The sequence below is a fragment of the Aquirufa ecclesiirivi genome (genome assembly GCF_011250515.1).
Classification (GTDB): Bacteria; Bacteroidota; Bacteroidia; order Cytophagales; family Spirosomataceae; genus Aquirufa; species Aquirufa ecclesiirivi.
In genome coordinates this window covers 12,340-34,566 of sequence record NZ_JAANOP010000007.1, presented here as the reverse complement: position 1 = coordinate 34,566, position 22,227 = coordinate 12,340, and the positions used below count along the sequence as shown (strand labels likewise).

Here is a 22,227-nt window from a genome sequence, read left to right as displayed (position 1 = left end):
GAACAGCCTTTACAGGAACAAATACCTTAACCGCGCAAGATGCATATGGTAATACAGCCACCGGATTTAACGCATCAGCGAATAACATTACAGTATCAACCACATTAACTGGAGCTATCACTGGCTTATCGGGAACAAATATATTAAGTAGTGCAGGCGACTTTACAAGTGGAGTAGCGAATTTGACGAGCTTAGGCATGATATTTTCTGGTACTTCGGGAGCAGGGACATTTACCTTTACGCCCGTATCTGGAACAGCTGTTACGAGTGGAAGTGTGACCATCAACGCAGGAGCTGCGACTAAATTAGTTGTTACTGGTACAGGTACTCAAACAGCTGGAGGCGCTCAAACGGTTACCGTTACCGCCCAAGATGCCAACGGAAATACAGCTTCGACTTACACGGGAGCTAAAAACATTACATTCTCAGGAGCAGCAAGCTCACTAAGTCCAGTCACTAGCCCAACGGTAGCGGGAACGAACTTTGGTACGGCAACAAGTTTAACTTTTACAGCGGGTGTGGCAACTGGTTCGATGGTATTGTACAAAGTAGAAGCTGCTACAGTAAATGCAACAGACGGAACGATTAATTCGAATACGGGTGGAACCTTGAATGTGACGGTGAGTGCGTCGACGATGACCAAATTAGCAGTAAGTTTAACAAGTCCACAGACAAACGGAACAGCCTTTACAGGAACGAATACCTTGACTGCACAAGATGCGTATGGAAATACAGTTACAGGATTTAATGCGAGTACGAATAATGTAACAGTGACTAATTCCTTGGGAGGCACGGTGAGCGGTTTAGGATCAGGAGGAACCAATGTATTGAATCAAGCAGGTGATTTTACGAGTGGTGTAGCTAATTTAACCACGGATGGATTTATTTATACAGGAACCTCGGGAGCAGGAACATTTACCTTTACGCCAGTATCTGGAACAGCAGTCACTAGTTCAAGTGTGACCATCAACGCAGGAGCTGCCACTAAACTAGTAGTTACAGGTACAGGAACCCAAACTGCTGGAGGATCACAGACAGTAACGGTAACAGCCCAAGATGCCAACGGAAATACAGCTACCACTTATACCGGAGCTAAAAACATTACATTCTCAGGAGCAGCAAACTCACCTAGTCCGGCCACTACCCCAACGGTAGCGGGAACGAACTTTGGAACAGCCACTAGTATGACCTTTACAGCGGGTGTGGCGACAGGATCGATGGTATTGTACAAAGCAGAAGCGGCTACTGTGAATGCGACAGACGGAACGATTAATTCGAATACGGGTGGAACGTTGAATGTGACGGTGAGTTCATCAACGATGACCAAGTTGGCGGTTAGCTTAGCAAGTTCACAGATTAACGGCATAGCCTTTACAGGAACGAATACCTTAACCGCGCAAGATGCATATGGTAATACAGCCACAGGATTTAATGCGAGTACGAATAATGTAACAGTGACTAATTCCTTGGGAGGCACGGTGAGCGGTTTAGGATCAGGAGTTAACAACGTGTTGAATCAGGCAGGAGATTTTGTTAGTGGCGTGGCCAACTTAACAAGTTTAGGCATGAAGTACACGGGTACTTCAGGAGCAGCAACCTTCACCTTCACACCAGCTTCTGGAACTGCAATAACGAGTCCATCTAGGACCATTAGCCCCGGAGCAGTTAGCAGATTAGTGGTGACAGGATCAGCGACTCAGATAGCAGGAGCGAGTAATTCAATTACGATTACCGCCAAAGATGCGAGTGGCAATACGGTAACTGGTTATGGGGGCGCAAGGATCTTAACGTTTTCTGGAGCAACGAGTTCAACAGCACCAGTTACAACACCTAAGGTAACTAATACCGCAGCAGCGGATATTGCATTTGGATCCACGACATCCTTGAACTTTTTTTCGGGAGCTGTAACGACCAACATGAAGTTATACAAGGTGGAATCAGCTGTTATAGCTGTGACCGATGGAAATATTTCCGCGGCAGGAGCAGATCGCTTAACGGTTGCTGTTAGTGCAGCCACCTTCAATAAATTAGCAGTAAGCTTAACAAGTCCACAGACAAACGGGACTGCCTTTACAGGAACGAATACCTTGACAGCACAAGATGCGTTTGGAAATACCGTAACAGGATTTAATGCGAGTACGAATAATGTGACAGTAACTAATTCCTTGGGAGGCACGGTGAGCGGTTTAGGATCAGGAGGCACCAATGTATTGAATCAGGCAGGTGATTTTACGAGTGGTGTAGCTAATTTAACCACCGATGGATTTATTTATACAGGAAGCTCAGGAGCAGGAACCTTCACCTTTACGCCAGCCTCCGGAACAGCGGTTACAAGTTCAAGTGTGACCATCAACGCAGGAGCTGCGACTAAATTAGTCGTTACTGGTACAGGAACCCAAACAGCTGGAGGATCACAGACAGTAACGGTAACAGCTCAAGATGCCAATGGAAATACAGCTACGACTTATACAGGAGCTAAAAACATTACATTCTCAGGAGCGGCAAGCTCACCTAGTCCCGCCACGACACCCACGGTAGCAGGAACGAACTTTGGTACGGCAACTAGTATGACATTCACAGCGGGTGTGGCGACAGGATCCATGATTTTGTACAAAGCAGAAGCTGCCACAGTTAATGCAACAGACGGAACGATTAATTCGAATACGGGTGGAACCTTGAATGTGACGGTGAGTTCATCAACGATGACGAAATTAGCAGTAAGCTTAACAAGTCCACAGACAAACGGGACCGCCTTTACAGGAAGCAATACCTTGACAGCTCAAGATGCTTATGGTAATACAGCTACAGGATTTAGTGCAGCAGGAAATAACATAACAGTAACAACGAGTTTGACAGGAGCTATTTCTGGCTTATCAGGAACAAACATATTAAGTAGTGCAGGCGACTTTACAAGTGGAGTAGCGAATTTGACGAGCTTAGGCATGATATTTTCTGGTACTTCGGGAGCAGGGACATTTACCTTTACGCCCGTATCTGGAACAGCTGTTACGAGTGGAAGTGTGACCATAAATCCAGGAGCTGCCACGAAATTAGTAGTGACAGGTTCGGCTACTCAAACAGCTGGAACGAGTAATTCGATTACGATTACCGCCAAAGATGCGAGTGGTAATACGGTAACCACTTATACCGGTTCTAAGAACTTAACTTTCTCAGGAGCAACTAGTTCTACTGCGCCAGTAACGACACCTAAGGTAACCAATACCGCAGCAGCGGATATCGCCTTTGGAACTACCACCGCCTTGACCTTTGCTTCGGGTACTGTGACGACCAACATGAAGTTATACAACGTAGAATCAGCTGTCGTGGCTGTGACCGACGGCAGTATTTCCGCCGCAGGAGCAGATCGCTTGACGGTAGCTGTGAGTGCATCGACGATGACCAAGTTGGCAGTAAGCTTAACAAGTCCACAGACAAACGGAACAGCCTTTACAGGAACAAATACCTTGACCGCGCAAGATGCGTATGGAAATACCGTAACAGGATTTGATGCTTCGGGCAATAACATTACCGTAACAACAAGCTTAACGGGAACGGTGAGTGGATTGGGTAGTGGAGTAAATAATGTGATTAACCAATTAGCTAACTTCTCGAGTGGAGTGGCGAACTTGACAAGCTTAGGTTTGAAATTCACTGGAACCATAGGATCAGGAACCTTTACATTTACTCCTGCATCGGGAACCGCAGCAACAAGTTCTAGCATTACAATGAATGCTGGAGCAGCGACTAAATTAGTAGTCACAGGAACAGGAATACAAACAGCAGGAGGATCACAGACGGTTACCGTTACCGCCCAAGATGCCAACGGAAATACCGCTACGACATATACAGGAGCTAAAAATATTACATTCTCAGGAGCAGCAAGCTCACCAAGTCCGGCCACGACACCAACGGTAGCGGGTACTAACTTTGGTACAGCTACAAGTTTAACCTTTACAGCGGGTGTGGCAACAGGTTCGATGGTATTGTACAAAGCAGAAGCTGCCACAGTGAATGCGACAGACGGAACGATTAATTCGAATACGGGTGGAACCTTGAATGTGACAGTGAGTCCAGCTTCGGTTAATAAGTTTGGACTTAATTTGGCAGTTGCCCAAACCAATGGTTTGAATTGGACTGGTGTCAACACATTAGCTGCTCAAGATACATATGGTAATACGGTAACAAGTTATGATGCTAGTTCAAATGCTGTAACCGTGACCAATTCCTTAGGAGGAGTTGTTAGCGGATTGGGATCAGGAGGAAATAATGTGCTGAACCAAGCAGGAGATTTTGTTAGTGGTATCGCTGATTTAACCAGTTTAGGTATCCGTTATACAGGAGTTACAGGAACAGGAACTTATACATTTACTTCTACAACAGGAGGTATCACGGGCAGTGATGTGGTATTAATTAGTGCTGGTGCAGCCACTAGGTTGGTTGTGACGGGTAATAGTACGCAAACAGCAGGTGGTTCACAAGTCATTACGATTACTGCCAAAGATGCGAGTGGGAATACAGACCTGACTTATTCAGGAAGTAAATCACTTACATTTTCTGGAGCCAATAGTTCCATTAGTCCAGTTACCGTACCAACGGTAGCAGGTACAAATTTTGGTTCTTCAACGAGTCTAACATTTACGAATGGAGTAGCAACAGCCAGCTTGGTTGTTTATCAAGCAGAAAGTGCCTTGGTATCTGTAACGGATGGTTCAATTTCAGCGGCAGGAGCAGATCGTTTATCACTAACCGTAGGTGAATCGTCCTTTACTAAATTGGCGGTAAGTTTAACAAGTCCGCAAGTTAATGGCACAGCCTTTACAGGAACAAATACATTAACGGCACAAGATGCTTATGGTAATGCCGTTACCAATTTTAATGCTGCTACGAATAATGTCACGGTTACTTCTTCATTGACTGGAGCAGTTACGGGTTTTTCAGGTGGAAACGTGATGAATTCCATTGGTAGTTTTGTAAGTGGTGTATCAAATTTAACTGGGGTATTGATATTCTCAGGGACGATAGGCTCAGGAACTTTTACTTTCACTCCAGCATCTGGTACAGCAGTAACGAGTTCTAGTGTGACCATCAACGCAGGAGCCGCCACTAAGTTGGTCGTTACAGGAACAGGAACCCAAACAGCTGGCGGAGCTCAAACGGTTACCGTAACAGCCCAAGATGCCAACGGAAATACAGCTACGACTTATACAGGAGCTAAAAATATTACATTCTCAGGAGCAGCAAGCTCACCAAGTCCGGCCACTACGCCCACGGTAGCTGGAACGAACTTTGGTACAGCTACAAGTTTAACTTTTACAGCGGGTGTGGCAACAGGTTCGATGGTATTGTACAAAGCAGAAGCTGCCACCGTGAATGCGACAGACGGAACGATTAATTCGAATACGGGTGGAACCTTGAATGTGACGGTGAGTTCATCGACGATGACCAAGTTGGCGGTAAGCTTAACAAGTCCACAGATAAACGGAACTGCCTTTACAGGAACGAATACCTTGACAGCCCAAGATGCTTATGGTAATACAGTAACAGGATTTAATGCAAGTACGAATAATGTAACAGTAACTAATTCCTTGGGAGGCACGGTGAGCGGTTTAGGATCAGGAGGTACCAATGTATTGAATCAAGTAGGAGATTTTACAAGTGGTGTAGCTAATTTAACCACCGATGGAATCATTTATACAGGAACCTCTGGTGCAGGAACATTTACCTTTACTCCAGCTTCTGGAACAGCAGCGACAAGTGGAAGCGTAACCATCAACGCTGGAGCAGCGACAAAATTAGTAGTTACAGGAACAGGAACTCAAACAGCAGGAGGAAGTCAAACCGTCACAGTTACAGCGAAAGATGCGAGCGGAAATACCGATACAGGTTATACAGGAGCAAAAAACATTACATTCTCAGGAGCAGCCGCATCCCCAAGTCCGGCTACGACACCAACGGTAGCGGGCACGAACTTTGGAACAGCTACAAGCTTGACCTTTACGGCGGGTGTGGCAACAGGATCGATGATCTTGTACAAAGCAGAAGCTGCCACAGTGAATGCGACAGACGGAACGATCAACTCGAATACTGGAGGAACATTGAACGTAACGGTCAGTCCAGAAAGCTTTAGCAAATTAGCCGTTAGCCTAACAAGTCCACAGGTAAACGGTACTGCCTTTACTGGAACGAATACTTTGACCGCACAAGATGCGTATGGAAATACCGTAACAGGATTTGATGCTTCGGGCAATAATATTACCGTAACAACAAGCTTAACGGGAACGGTGAGTGGATTGGGTAGTGGAGTAAATAATGTGATTAACCAATTAGCTAACTTCTCGAGTGGAGTAGCGAACTTGACAAGCTTAGGTTTGAAATTCACAGGAACCGTAGGAGCAGGAACATTTACCTTTACGCCAGCCTCCGGAACAGCGGTTACTAGTTCAAGCATAACCATCAACGCAGGAGCTGCCACTAAATTAGTTGTTACAGGTACAGGAACGCAAACAGCTGGAGGCGCTCAAACGGTTACCGTAACCGCCCAAGATGCCAACGGAAATACAGCTACGACTTATACAGGAGCTAAAAACATTACATTCTCAGGAGCAGCGAGCTCACCAAGCCCAGCCACTACGCCAACAGTAGCAGGAACGAACTTTGGTACGGCCACTAGTATGACCTTTACCGCGGGTGTGGCGACAGGATCGATGATCTTGTACAAAGCAGAAGCTGCCACAGTGAATGCCACAGACGGAACGATTAATTCGAATACGGGTGGTACTTTAGCTGTAACGGTTTCAGAATCGACCATGACTAAGTTGGGAGTTACTTTAGCGAGTCCTCAAACAAACGGAGTTGCCTTTACAGGAACGAATGATGTTACGGCACTTGATGCCTATGGAAATATTGTTACCAATTTTGATGTATCACTCAATAACATTACTGTAACTACTTCATTAAGTGGAAGTATTACAGGTTTTACTGGAGTCAATGTATTAACAGCGGCTGGAGGTTTTGTTAACGGAGTAGGTTCTGTTTCTACCAAAATGATTTACACAGGTGAGGTGGGTACAGGAACATTTACTTTTACACCAGCTTCTGGAACAGCTGTTACGAGTGGAAGTGTGACCATCAATGCAGGTGCAGCCACTAAATTAGTCATTACAGGAACAGGTACTCAAACGGCTGGAGGTGCACAAACAGTAACCATTACGGCAAAAGATGCGAGTGGAAATACAGCCACTGGCTATACAGGCTCTAAATCACTTACATTCTCTGGTGCTACTAGTTCATCAAGTCCTGCTACGGCTCCAACCGTAGGAGGAACGGACTTTGGAAGTACAACGAACATCACCTTTACAGCTGGTGTAGCTACAGCATCGATGGTGCTGTATAAAGCTGAAACAGCGACTGTATCGGTAACAGATGGTTCGATTTTAACCAGTGGGGCGGATCGATTATCAGTTACCGTTAGTCCTTCCAGTATGACGAAATTGGCTGTTAGTTTAACAAGCCCTCAGATCAATGGAACAGCCTTCACAGGAACGAATACCTTTACGGCTCAAGATGCTTATGGTAACACAGTAACCGGATTTAGTGCTGCAGGAAATAACATTACGGTAACGACTGCATTAACGGGTGCTATTACAGGCTTATCAGGAACAAATATATTAAATAGTGCGGGTGACTTTACCAGTGGGGTTGCTAACTTGACAAGCTTGGGCTTGAAATTTACAGGTACTACAGGTGCTGGAACATTCACCTTTACGCCAGCTTCAGGAACGGCAGCAACAAGCTCTAGCATCACGGTTAACCCAGGTGAAGCTACCAAATTAGTAGTTACAGGAACAGGTACTCAGACAGCAGGTGGTTCTCAATCAATAACCATCACAGCTCAGGATGCGAGTGGAAATACGGTTACATCTTACGCTGGAGCAAAAAGTATCACCATTTCTGGAGCTAATAATTCCTCGAATCCAAGTACAGTTCCAACATTTGCTGGAACAAATTTTGGCACTGCGGCTAACTTGACATTTACGGCAGGGGTAGCTACTGGAACAATGATCTTGTACAAAGCAGAATCAGCCACGATTGCAGCCACTGATGGAAGCATTTCATCAACAGGAGGAGATCGTTTATCGGTGACTGTTAGTGCCAGTACTTTATCTAAATTTTCTGCCGATTTGACAAGTCCACAAGTCAACGGTTCAGCCTTTACAGGAACGAATACCTTAACGGCTCAAGATGCTTATGGTAATACCGTGAATTACAATGCGGGAACGAATGCGGTAACAGTTACGAATTCGCTAGGTGGAGTGATAAGTGGTTTAGGTTCAGGTACCAATAATGTACTCAACCAAGCAGGAGATTTTGTGGGTGGGGTAGCTGATTTAACTGCTTTAGGTATAAAATATACGGGAGTGACAGGTTCAGGAACCTTTACATTTACTTCTACTACAGGAGGATATACGGGTAATGATGTCGTAGTAATTAACTCAGGTGCTGCTACTAAATTGGTTTTATCAGGTTCTGGTTCCCAAACGGCAGGTGGTTCACAAACATTGACCATTACAGCTAAGGATGCTAGTGGAAACACAGCGACAACTTATACAGGTAATAAATCCATTACATTCTCAGGGGCGAACCCTTCCATCAATCCAGCTACTAATCCAACTCTAGCAGCTACGGCATTTGGAACATCCACTACCTTGAATTTTACAGCGGGTGTGGCGACTGGATCCATGATTTTATACAAAGCGGAATCAGCTACGGTGAATGCAACAGACGGAACGATTAACTCCAACACGGGTGGATCATTAGCCGTAACGGTCTCGGAGTCAACTTTCTCCAAATTGTTTGTTGCTTTAGATTCGCCGCAAAGCAATGGAACAGCCTTTACAGGAACGAATACGTTGACAGCACAAGATGCTTATGGTAATACAGTTACCTCATTTGATGCTTCTTTAAATAATATTACAGTAACCAATAGTTTAGGTGGTGTCGTATCTGGTTTTGGTGGTGGCAATGTTATGCAATCACCAGGAGGAAGTGGTTCCGTAAGTTTATCAGGAGTAATGGTTTATACAGGTCCTTCAGGTACTGGTACATTTACTTTTACCCCAGCATCAGGAACAGCCGCTACAAGTGGAAGTGTGACCATCAACCCAGGTGCTGCCACCCGATTAGTAGTAACAGGTTCAGCGACTCAGACAGCAGGAGCGAGTAATTCGATTACGATTACAGCCAAAGATGCAAGTGGTAATACGGTAACGAATTATACAGGTTCTAAGAACTTAACTTTCTCAGGAGCCACTAGCTCAACAGCCCCAGTAACGACCCCTAAGGTAACCAATACCGCAGCAGCGGATATTGCATTTGGTTCAACTACAGCCTTGACTTTTGCTTCGGGTACTGTGACTACCAACATGAAGTTATACAACGTGGAATCAGCTGTCGTGGCTGTGACCGACGGTAGTATTTCCGCCGCAGGAGCAGATCGCTTAACGGTAGCTGTTAGTGCTGCAAGCTTTAATAAATTAGCAGTAAGCTTAACAAGTCCACAGATTAACGGCACCGCCTTTACTGGAACCAATACCTTGACCGCACAAGATGCTTATGGTAATACCGTAACTTCTTTTGCAGCTAACACGAATAATGTAACAGTAACCACAAGTTTGACAGGTGCGATCACTGGTTTAGGATCAGGTGTCAACAATGTATTGAATCAAGCAGGTGATTTTAGCAGTGGAGTAGCGAATTTGACAAGCTTAGGTTTGAAATTTACAGGTACAACAGGAGCTGGTACTTTCACCTTTACTCCAGCATCAGGAACAGCAACTACAAGCTCTAGCATTACCGTGAATGCTGGTGCAGCGACTAAATTAGTAGTCACTGGAACAGGAACTCAAACAGCTGGGGGAGCTCAAACGGTTACCGTTACTGCCCAAGATGCCAATGGAAATACATCAACGACTTATACCGGAGCTAAAAACATTACCTTCTCAGGAGCAGCAAGCTCGATAAGTCCGGCCACCGCACCAACGGTAGCGGGAACGAACTTTGGAACAGCTACAAGCTTGACCTTTACGGCGGGTGTGGCTACAGGCTCTATGGTCTTGTACAAAGCAGAATCAGCTACGGTGAATGCGACCGATGGCACGATCAACTCGAATACGGGAGGAACTTTGAATGTGACAGTTAGTCCAAGCACATTAGATAAGTTTGCCGTTTCATTCACTTCTCCACAAACCAATGGGGTTGCCTTTACTGGAACAAATACCATCACCGCACAAGATGCATACGGAAATACGGTAACGAGTTTCAATGCTTCAACGGATAACATCACAGCAACGACTAATTTAACTGGTGTTATTTCTGGATTATCGGGTGGAAATGTCTTGAATAGTGCAGGAGATTTTGTGAGTGGAGTAGCCAATGTAACGGGTCAATTTACCTTCACTGGTACAATTGGAACGGGTACAGCTACCTTTACTTCTGCTTCTGGAAAAACAGGATCAGCTAGTGGAGATATTATGGCTGGTGCTGCTACTAAATTAGTGGTTACAGGAAATGCCTCCCAAACAGCAGGAGGTACTCAAAGCATTACTATTACAGCGAAAGATATCAGTGGAAATACAGCATTGACTTATACTGGAGATAAGTCGTTGACATTCTCTGGAGCTTTAAGTTCTTCAAGTCCGGTTACTGCACCTACAGTAACTGATAAAAATGCGAGTGATGTGAATTTTGGTACAGCTACCGTGGTGACCTTCAGTAATGGTGTGGCTACTGCTAGCTTGAAATTATACAAGGCAGAAGCGGCAGTTGTTTCAACGACCGATGGAAGTATTTCATCAACTGGAGGAGATCGTTTATCGGTGACAGTTTCTGAAGCGAGTTTCAGTAAATTAGCGGTGAGCTTGGCGAGTCCACAAATTAGTGGAACAGCCTTTACAGGTACCAATACGGTAACAGCACAAGACGCATATGGAAATACCTTTACCTCGTTTGATGCCTCACAAAATAATGTGACTGTGACCACCAGTTTAAGTGGAACCGTTTCTGGATTTGCTGGTGGAAATATCATGCAAACTGTAGGACGTTTTGTGAGTGGTGTGGCTAATATCACAGGTGCTTTGACCTTTACAGGTACGGTGGGAACTGGAACCTTCACATTTACCCCAGCTACAGGTACAGCCGTAACAAGTAGTAATGTTGTCATCAATTCAGGTACAGCCACGAAATTAGTGGTAACTGGTTCTAGTACACAAACAGCTGGTAGCTCTCAAACCATTACCATCACGGCCAAAGATGCTAGTGGCAATACGGCCACAGGATATACAGGTGTGCATAACATTACCTTCACAGGAGCAGCAAGTTCTCCTAGCCCTGTGACAGTTCCTACGGTAGCTGGTTCTAACTTTGGTACAGAAATTGGATTGAACTTTAGTAATGGTGTCGCCACAGCCAGCATGGTCTTGTATAAAGCAGAGGTAGCGAACATCACCGCAACCAATGGACTTATTCTTAGTGCAGGGGCTGATCGATTAACGGTAACAGTAAGTTCTGCAGCCTATGCTAAATTAACAACTAGCCTAGCAACACCACAAGTAAATGGAGTAGCCTTTACAGGATCTAATACGCTGGAAGCAGAGGATGCTTATGGAAATACCGTGACGACCTTTGACGCTAGCGCTAATAACGTGACCGTCACGACTACCTTATCAGGTTCTATTTCTGGATTATCAGGAACAAATAAATTGACAAGCGCTGGAGATTTTGTTTCAGGGATTGCCAACTTAACGAGTCTAGGTTTAATATATACAGGTACTTCAGGAACAGGGACCTTTACCTTTACTCCTCAATCAGGAACCGCAGCTACCAGTGGTTCTGTTTCTATCAGTGCAGGTACAGCGACCAAATTAGTCATCACAGGAACTGGTTCTGAAACGGCAGGTGTGGCTCAAACCATTTCAATCACCGCCAAAGATGCACAAGGAAATACGGCAACAGCTTATACGGGATCTCATTCCATTACTTTCTCTGGAGCGAATAGTTCCAGTAGTCCAGCAACAGCACCAACAGTAGGAGGAACCGCCTTTGGAACAGGAACAAGTTTAACGTTTACCAATGGAGTGGCAACAGCCTCGATGGTCTTGTACAAAGCAGAGGTAGCAACCATAGCTGGAACGGATGGAACGATTGTAGCCACTGGAGCGGATCGTTTATCGGTAACTGTCTCTGAAGCAAGTTTCAGCAAACTAGCCGTAAGCTTAGCGAGTCCACAAGTAAATGGTACAGCCTTTACAGGAACGAATACCTTAACAGCTCAAGATGCTTATGGAAATACAGTGACCAGCTTCAATCCATCAGGCAATAACATAACAGTAACGACTAGTTTAACAGGAAGCATCAGTGGCCTAGGTTCAGGAGTGAATAACGTATTAAATCAAGCAGGAGATTTCAGCAGTGGAGTAGCCAATTTAACAAGCTTAGGTTTAACATTCACAGGAACCTCTGGATCAGGAACGTTTACCTTCACACCAGCCTCAGGTACTGCCGTGACTAGCTCAAGCATCACGGTGAACTCGGGTGCAGCTACGAAGTTCATAGTGACAGGAACAGGTACACAAACCGCAGGAGGAAGTCAAACCGTTACGATTACCGCCAAAGATGCCAATGGCAATACTGCCACAGGATATACGGGAGATAAATCGATTGTCTTCTCGGGAGCGAATAGTTCTACAAGTCCAAGCACAGCCGCCACAGCACGAGATAAAGATCTTGCTGATATTAACTTTGGTACTGCTACCGTGGTAACATTCAGCAGTGGAGTAGGAACAGCTTTAGTAAAATTATATAAAGCGGAGACCGCTCAATTGGTAGCTACACAAGCTAGTGTGACCACCTCAGGAGCCGATCGCTTATCAGTAACTGTGAGTGCTGCGACTTACAGCAAATTAGCTGTGAGCTTAGCGACACCACAAATTACGGGTACCGCCTTTACCGGAACGAATACACTAACAGCACAAGATGCCTACGGCAATACCGTAGCTAGCTTTGATGCCAGTGCGAATAATGTCACGGTGACAACGAGCTTAACAGGAGCAATCACCGGATTATCAGGAACGAATAAGTTGAGTAGTGCGGGCGACTTCACAGCAGGTGTAGCGAACTTGACAAGCCAATTGATCTTCACAGGAACCGTAGGAACAGGCACCTTTACCTTCACGCCACAAAGTGGAACAGCGGTAACAAGTGGAAGTGTACAGATTAATTCGGGTGCAGCTACAAAATTGGTGGTGACTGGTTCAAGTTCACAAACAGCAGGTAGTTCTCAAACGATTTCAATCACAGCCAAAGATGCACAGGGAAATACGGCTACAGGTTATACAGGTTCTCATAGCATTACATTCTCAGGTGCGAATAGTTCAGCTAGTCCAGCTACCGCACCAACTATTGGCGGAAATGAACTAGGTACAGCTACTAGCTTAACCTTTACTAATGGAGTAGCAACAACATCCATGGTATTGTACAAAGCGGAATCAGCAACTATTGCCGCTACAGACGGAACAATCTTGGCTGTTGGCGGGGATCGTTTATCGGTAACAGTTTCCGAATCAACATTTACTAAGTTAGCAGTTAGCTTGACAAGTCCACAGATAAATGGTTCAGCCTTTACCGGCACGAATACCTTAACGGCACTTGACGCATATGGAAATACTGTAACCAGTTTTAATGCTTCAGGAAATAGTATTACCGTGACAACTAGCTTAACAGGTGCTATCACGGGCTTGTCTGGAACCAATATGTTAAATAATGCTGCGGACTTCACGAGTGGTGTCGCAAATTTGACGAGTCTAGGTTTAACCTTTACAGGTACTTCAGCTGCGGGAACATTTACCTTTACTCCAGTCTCAGGAACTGCTGTAACTAGTTCAAGCATCACGGTGAACCCAGGTGCAGCTACGAAATTCATTGTGACAGGAACTGGAACACAAACTGCGGGAGGTAACCAAACCGTTACCATCACGGCTAAAGATGCTAGTGGAAATACGGCCACAGGATATACTGGTGACAAATCTATCGTCTTCTCTGGAGCGAATAGTTCGACTAATCCAACAACCGCTGCCACGGCAAGAGATAAAGATCTTGCCGATATTAACTTTGGTACAGCTACTGTGGTAACTTTCAGCAGTGGAGTTGGAACGGCTTTAGTGAAATTATACAAAGCAGAAACAGCACTTCTTGTGGCAACGCAAGGCGGTGTTACTACTTCCGGTGCTGATCGTTTGAGCGTAGTCGTTTCAGCCGCCACATTAAATAAATTGGTAGCGAGTTTGGCAAGTCCACAAACCAATGGAACGGCCTTCACGGGTACAAATACCTTAACAGCACAAGATGTTTACGGTAATACCGTAACTACATTTGCTGCCAATACTGATCCTGTAACAGTAACAAGTACCTTAACAGGTACCATCAGCGGATTAGGTTCAGGGCTAAATAATTTATTGAACCAAGCTGGCGACTTTAGTAGTGGAGTGGCTAACTTAACTAGTTTAGGTTTGAAATTCACAGGAACAGTGGGCACAGGTACATTTAGTTTTGCCACGGCTAGTGGTGCCTCAGGTACAAGTGGCAATGTGACCATAAACACAGGTGCAGCTACTCGACTAGTAATTACAGGAACTAGTACGATTACTGCAGGATCGAGTCAAACGATAACTTTAACAGCCAAGGATGCACAAGGAAATACGGTAACTTCTTATACAGGAGTGAAGGCCTTGACTTTTTCTGGTGCCAATGTTTCTCATAATCCGCAAACAGCGCCTACTGTAGGAGGTATTGATTTTGGAACAAGTACCAATGTGACATTTACGAATGGAGTCGCTACAGCATCTATGATATTATATGAAGCGGCAGTGGCAAATATTGTGGCCAATGATGGTAGTATCGCTTCATCAGGAGCCGATCGTTTGACAGTTACTGTTGGCCATAGTACATTAACTAAATTTGAATTAGCCTTCACTACCCCACAAACCAGTGGAGTAGCATTTACAGGAGTAAATAATCTGATAGCAGAAGATGCCTATGGTAATGCGGTCTTAACATTTGATGCTTCGGCGAACAATGTTACTGCCACAACTAATTTGGGTGGAACCATTACAGGCTTGTCTGGTACAGATAAATTGACAAGTATTTCAGATTTTGTGAATGGAGTAGCCGATTTGACAGGTAAATTAATTTATACGGGGACTTCAGGTTCAGGCACCATCACATTTACATCAACTACTGGAGGTGCCACAGGATCATTTAATGGAGTAATTAATCCGGGCACAGCCACTAAATTTGTGATTACTGGAAGTGGTACTGAAACGGCTGGTAGTGCTCAAACTATTACCATTACAGCAAAAGATGCGAGTGGCAATACGGCTACAAGTTATACCGGTACTAAGTCCTTGACCTTTACAGGTGCTGCAAGTTCATCTAACCCCGTTACGGTTCCTACGGTAGGAGGTACCAATTTGGGTACTGCGACCAATGTCTCGTTCAGTAATGGAGTGGCAACAGCTAGTTTTGTGCCTTATAAAGCGGAAACCTTAAATCTGGTTGCTACGCAAGGTGGTATTACTACGACAGGTGCGGATCGTTTAAGCGTGGTGGTTTCTGCTGCTACCTTTAGTAAACTGGTGGTTAGTTTAACTAGCCCACAAAATAATGGAGTAGCCTTTACAGGAACTAATACCTTAACCGCACAAGATGCGTATGGTAATACTTCTTTATTTAACGCCTCAACGAACCCAGTAACGGTAACTACTTCCTTAACAGGAGCTATTACAGGTTTATCAGGAACAAATATCTTAAATAGTGCAGGAGACTTTACTTCTGGAGTGGCCAACTTAACTTCCAGTTTGGTATTCTCAGGAACTGTTGGATCGGGTACATTTACCTTTACTCCCAATACAGGTACTGCAGCAACAAGTTCCAGTGTAACTATTGGTTCGGGTGCTGCTACGAAATTTGTGATTACAGGAACAGGAACTCAAGTGGCAGGAGCTACGCAGACCATGACCATCACAGCGAAGGATGCCAATGGTAATACTGCTACTGGATATACAGGAAATCATGCCTTGACATTCTCTGGAGCAAGCTCTTCGGCTAGTCCAGTTACAGCCCCTAATGCAACAGACAATACGAGTGCATCCATTGATTTTGGAACAGCTACGACGGTAGCCTTTACCAACGGGGTAGCTACTTCGGATTTGAAATTATATAAAGTTGAAACAGCCAACATAGCTGCTAGTGCAGATGGAATCAACGCATCTACTGGTGGAGACCGATTAACGGTAGTGGTTAGTCATGGCGTAGCTACCAAGTTTACAGTAAGTTTAGCAAGTCCTCAAAATTCAGGAACCGCCTTTACAGGAACCAATACATTGACGGCTTATGATGCCTATGGTAACGTAGCCACGACTTTCAATGCTTCGACCAATGCTATTACAGTAACGTCTTCATTGACAGGTACAGTTTCTGGATTGAATGGTTCAAACTTGATCAATAATGTAGCCGACTTTAGCTCAGGTATAGCTAATTTGACCAGCAAGTTGACTTTTACAGGTACAGCTGGAACAGGAACATTTACCTTTACACCAGCCTCTGGAACACCCGTGACCTCGGGAAGTGTAAGCATGAGTGCAGGAACAGCAACTCGTTTGGTTGTAACAGGCACAGGAACGCAAACAGCAGGAGGTACTCAAACCGTGACTATTACAGCTAAAGATGCTAATGGAAATACAGTAACGACTTATACAGGGGATCACGATGTTACTTTTGCTGGAGCAAGTTCATCCGCTAATCCGGTAACTGCGCCAACAGTAAACGATAAAACGGCGGCTGCAGTGAATTTTGGTACGGCCACAACCATGACCTTTACGGCTGGTGTAGCCACAGGTAGTATGGCACTTTATAAAGCAGAATCTACCTTCATTACAGCTAGTGCCACTTCCATTTCCGCTTCTACAGGTGGTGATCGTTTATCCATCACCGTTAACCCAAGTGTGGGGGCTAAATTTACGGTAAGTTTAGCGAGCCCTCAGACAAGTGGACAATCCTTTACGGGAACCAATACCTTAACAGCTTATGACTTCTGGGGTAACGTAGCCACAGGTTTTAATGCTGCTACCAATAACATTACGGTTACAACTACCTTAACAGGTACGATTACAGGTTTAACTGGGACCAATAAATTAAATAATGTCAGTGATTTCACCAGTGGTGTATCATCCATTTCAGGTTTAATCTTCACCGGAAATGCGGGAACAGGAACATTTACGTTTACTCCAGCATCAGGAACCGCAGTGACAAGTTCGAATGTCACCATCAGTGCAGGTACAGTGGCTAAATTGGTCATTACAGGCTCAGGTTCACAAACAGCTGGAGCAGCACAAACCATTACTTTGACAGCCAAAGATGCTGAGGGTAATACGGTAACAGGATATTCGGGTGACAAAACTTTGACTTTCTCTGGAGCAACGAGTTCCACAAATCCTGTGACTGCACCTACGGTTACTAATAAAAACGCTACTGCCATTAATTTGGGTAGTAGTACGGTGGTGACCTTCACCAATGGGGTGGGTACAGCTTCTATGATCTTATATAAAGCGGAATCTGCACTTGTTTCTGTGACCGATGGAACAGTCAGTTCATCTGCATCTGAAGATAAATTAAGTGTCACTGTTAGTGGAGCTACTGCTTCAAAATTGGTAGCAACAGCTTTATCTCCTACTTATCCTACTTTGGGATCCAATAACGTGACCTTGAACGCCATCGTTCAAGATCCATACGGTAACCAAGTGAATGTCAATACCAATACGACTTTACAATTAGGCTTAACCATTGGTGGAACCGATAAGACAGACAAATTAGTTCGTACCACAGCGGGTGGCGTATTGTTAGGAAATCCTGTGACTGTTACCATTAATTCGGGAAGTAGTTCTTTCTTAATTGATTATTTGAGATTTACGGAGTCGACGAGAAATACGCCTTTGTATACCTACAATAACAATGCCATAGTAACGACTTCGGCAATCTCAGGAATGAGTTTGACGGCTAGTTCCACAGGCTCGTTCACCATTACAGAAGGAGCGATTTATCAACCTACTTCGAGTGGAAACTGGACTTCAGTAGGTTGGGAAGTATCCACGGATGGAGGAACTGTGTTTGGTGCCAGTGTTGCGCCTACTCAAACTTCTCAAGGAGAATATGATATCGTTAAAATCCCATCAGGAATTACGACTACTTTAAATACCAATATTGAATTATATAGTTTAATTATCGATGGGGTATTTGACTTACCTTCTGGAAGTACATTAACATTAAAACACGCAACAGATCCAACAGCAGAGTACAATATTCACACCCACGGTACATTTAAAAACTCGGGAGGAACTTTTGTGAACGTACTTGGTTCAGAATTATTAGCCTTCCACGGAGGTACTTATGAGCATGCAAGAAACGGTGGTTCAATCCCAGCTTCTACATGGACCTCAAACGCAGGTGCGGGTACTCATGCCTTATTAAAAGTCAATGGAATTACAAGTACGGCATTAACGTCAGGTTTGGATCAGAACTTCATGAATGTGGAGTGGAATAATGCTTCTCAAAGTGTGACCCAGACATTGCATGGAAATATCAGTGTATCTCAAAACTTTAATTTAGCTAGTGGTGATTTAGCTATTGGCGCCAATACTTTGACGCTTAATGGTTCTATGTCGACCATTACTGGAAATTTACTGGGTAGCTCAAGTTCTAATTTGGTCGTAAATACCACATCGGGAACCCCAACATTCAGCTTTAAATCTGGCTCACGTCAATTAGGTAATTTAACGGTCAATGCAGCTTCAGGCATTGCCTTAGATTCGGATTTATTAATCAATGGTACCTTGACATTCCAAAATGGAAAAGTGGTGACCAATGGTGGGAATATATTGACCATAGCCAGTGGAGCAAGTATTTCAGGTGCTAGTAGTGCTAGATACGTTCATGGTAAATTGGCTAGAGGCATACCTCAAAACTCCAGTGCAGTGAGTTTCCCAATCGGTGATTCAGGAAATTATGCTCCATTGAGTTTATCTTTTACTGGAAGATCAGGTAATTTAACCATTACTACTTCCACTACGGTGCCAGGTTCGGCTCCGGCAGTAGCTTCAGGTATTAGTCAGTCCAAATACATCAACCGTTATTGGACCATTAACGATTTAGATAATACGTCGGGTACTTACAGTTCTCTGGATGCAACCTTGAATTATGTCGGAGGAGATGTCCAAGGAAGCGCCAACACAGCAGCTCTCATTGTTAGAAAAAAATTAAGTGATGTTTGGTCAATAGGTACTGCGGGAACCAGAACAGGAACCTCCGTTCAAAGTTCAGGATTTACTTCATTGGGCGATTTTTATGCAGGTGAAACAGCAGGAACGACTAAGTTTGTGATTAATGCACCAGCTAATATCGCAGCTGGTACAAGAGCGGCTTACACGGTATCTCGTCGTGATGTTGCTAATTTATCCAATACCGTAGGAGCACAAACCGTATATTTATACAATACAGGTGGTACTTTCCATAGTACAGCAAACAATGGAAGCATTATTACTTCGGTGAACATTGCTGATGGAGATTCCATTGCCAATTTCTGGTTCAGAAATACTTTGGCGGGTAATTATACCGTGTCTGTTTCCGATGCAAGTCCTAGTGCCGACGGAGCTACGGGTATTTTGGATGCATCAGATAATATAACAGTCAATCCAGCCAGTGTGGATGCCGCTATTTCTACTTTATTGCCTACCTCTGCTAGTATCACGGCGGATGGAGCAAGTACTCAGCTATTGACAGTTCGAGCCAAAGATGAATTTGGAAATAACTTAACATCGGGTGGGTCCACGGTGACTATTACTAAATTATCAGGTACTGGTTCAATCAGCGCTGTGAGCGATGTAGGAAACGGAACTTATACAGCTACTGTTACGGCGGCTAGTGCCTCAGGGTCTGGCGTATTCGTAGCAACCATTGGCGGGGCAGAAGTGAAAAGTGGTACAGGTGTTCAAACCGAATCCACCATAACTTATGTACCTGGCGCTATTGATGCAGCCATATCTACATTGACTCCAACGAGTGCGAGCATTACAGCCGATGGTGTGACCACACAAACATTAACGGTTACGGCTAAAGATGCCAATGGAAATAACATTGGTACTGGAGGAGCAACGGTAACAATTACTAAATTATCAGGTTTAGGAACAATTGGAGCGGTTACCAATGTAGGTGATGGTACTTACACAGCTACGGTAACATCTCAAACCTCAGCTGGTTCAGGTGTATTTGTGGCAACGATTGGTGGAACAGCTGTGAAAAGTGGAGGTGGTTCACAAACGCAATCTACTATTACATTTGCTCCAGGCGCTGCTACTAAATTAGTGGTCACTGGCACAGGGACATTAACTGCTGGAGGAACACAAACCATTACCCTAACAGCGAAAGATGCGAATGGCAACACTGCCACATCATACACGGGTTCTCATAGCATCACATTCTCAGGAGCTGCAAGTTCATTGAGTCCAAGTACGGCTCCAACGGTAGCTGGAACAAATTTTGGCACAGGAACTAGCCTAACATTTACGAATGGTGTAGCAACTGCATCCATGAGATTATATAAAGCCGAATCTGCTACTGTTTCTGCTACTGATGGAACTATTTCATCCAGTGGAGGCGATCGTCTTTCGGTGACAGTTAGCCCAAGTACATTAAGCAAATTTGCGGTTGACTTAACATCTCCTCAAATTAATGCTGTCGCATGGACAGGAGTGAATACAATTACTGCACAAGATGCATATGGAAATACAGTGACAGATTTTGATGCGTCTCAAAATATCATTACCGTAACAGGTGTTCCCGATGTGGGCATTGTTATCTCAGGTTTGTCAGGAGGAAATGTATTGAATTCTGCCGCTGATTTTGTCAATGGTGTATCAAACTTGACCAATAAATTAACCTTAACAGGAAATTCGGGAACGGGAGCCTTGGTATTTACTTCTGCTTCTGGGGCAACAGGTACAGACTCCGGTGATATTTTGCCTGGAGATGCTACTAAGTTTGTAGTGACGGGAACAAGTACACAAACAGCTGGTGGAGCACAAACAATAACCATTACAGCCAAAGATGTTTCAGGCAATACTGCTACTGGATATACTGGAAGTAAATCCATAACATTCTCGGGAGCAGCTAGTTCTTCTAGTCCTGCAACAGCTCCTACAGTTGCTAGTACAAATTTTGGAACTGCGACCACGCTAAGCTTCACCTCGGGAGTGGCATCAGCCTCTATGTCTTTATTCAAAGCAGAATCAGCGGTTATTGTAGCAACGCAAGGAGCAATTACGACCTCAGGAGCGGATCGTTTAACGGTCGCTGTAGGTGCAACAACCTTCGCTAAATTAGCGGTGAGTTTGGCTAGTCCACAAGTGAGTGGGGTATCATTTACAGGTACCAACAATCTAACGGCCTTAGATGCTTATGGAAATACGGTAACCACTTTTAATGCTGCATTAAATCATATTACAGTTACGACTAGCTTAACTGGAACAATTTCTGGTTTTGTTGGAGGCGATGTAATTTTAGCTTCTGAACGATTTGTGAATGGTGTAGCAGATATTTCTGGTTGGTTAAAATACACAGGGGCCGTAGGTTCAGGTACCTTTACGTTCACGCCAGCCACAGGAACCGCAGTGACTAGTTCATCCATCACAATTAATTCTGGAACTGCGACCAAATTGGTTGTAACAGGAACAGGAACTCAAACAGCTGGTGGATCACAAACCATTACAATAACAGCCAAAGATGCCAGTGGAAATACGGCAACTGCTTATACAGGTTCTCATAGCATCACATTCTCAGGAGCAGCAAGTTCATTAAGTCCAAGTACAGCTCCAACGGTTGCTGGAACTAATTTTGGTACAGGAACAAGCTTAACATTTACAAATGGTGTAGCAACTGCAAGCATGGCCTTGTACAAAGCAGAATCTGCAACGGTTGCAGCTACTGACGGAAGTATTTCTGCTGCTGGAGCTGATCGTCTATCGGTGACAGTTTCTGAAGCGAGTTTCAGTAAATTAGCTTTAAGCTTGGCGAGTCCACAAATCAATGGTACTGCCTTTACTGGAACCAATACCTTAACGGCTCAAG

1 protein-coding gene (only partly in view) is annotated in these 22,227 nt (G+C 44.5%); it reads left to right on the top strand.

Positions 1-22,227, top strand: part of the annotated coding region (locus G9H65_RS10015; protein ID WP_166375208.1) for a hypothetical protein (this coding region is incomplete at its 3' end). The annotated region is longer than the window, extending 8,107 nt past the left edge and 12,339 nt past the right edge; 22,227 of its 42,673 annotated nt are in view.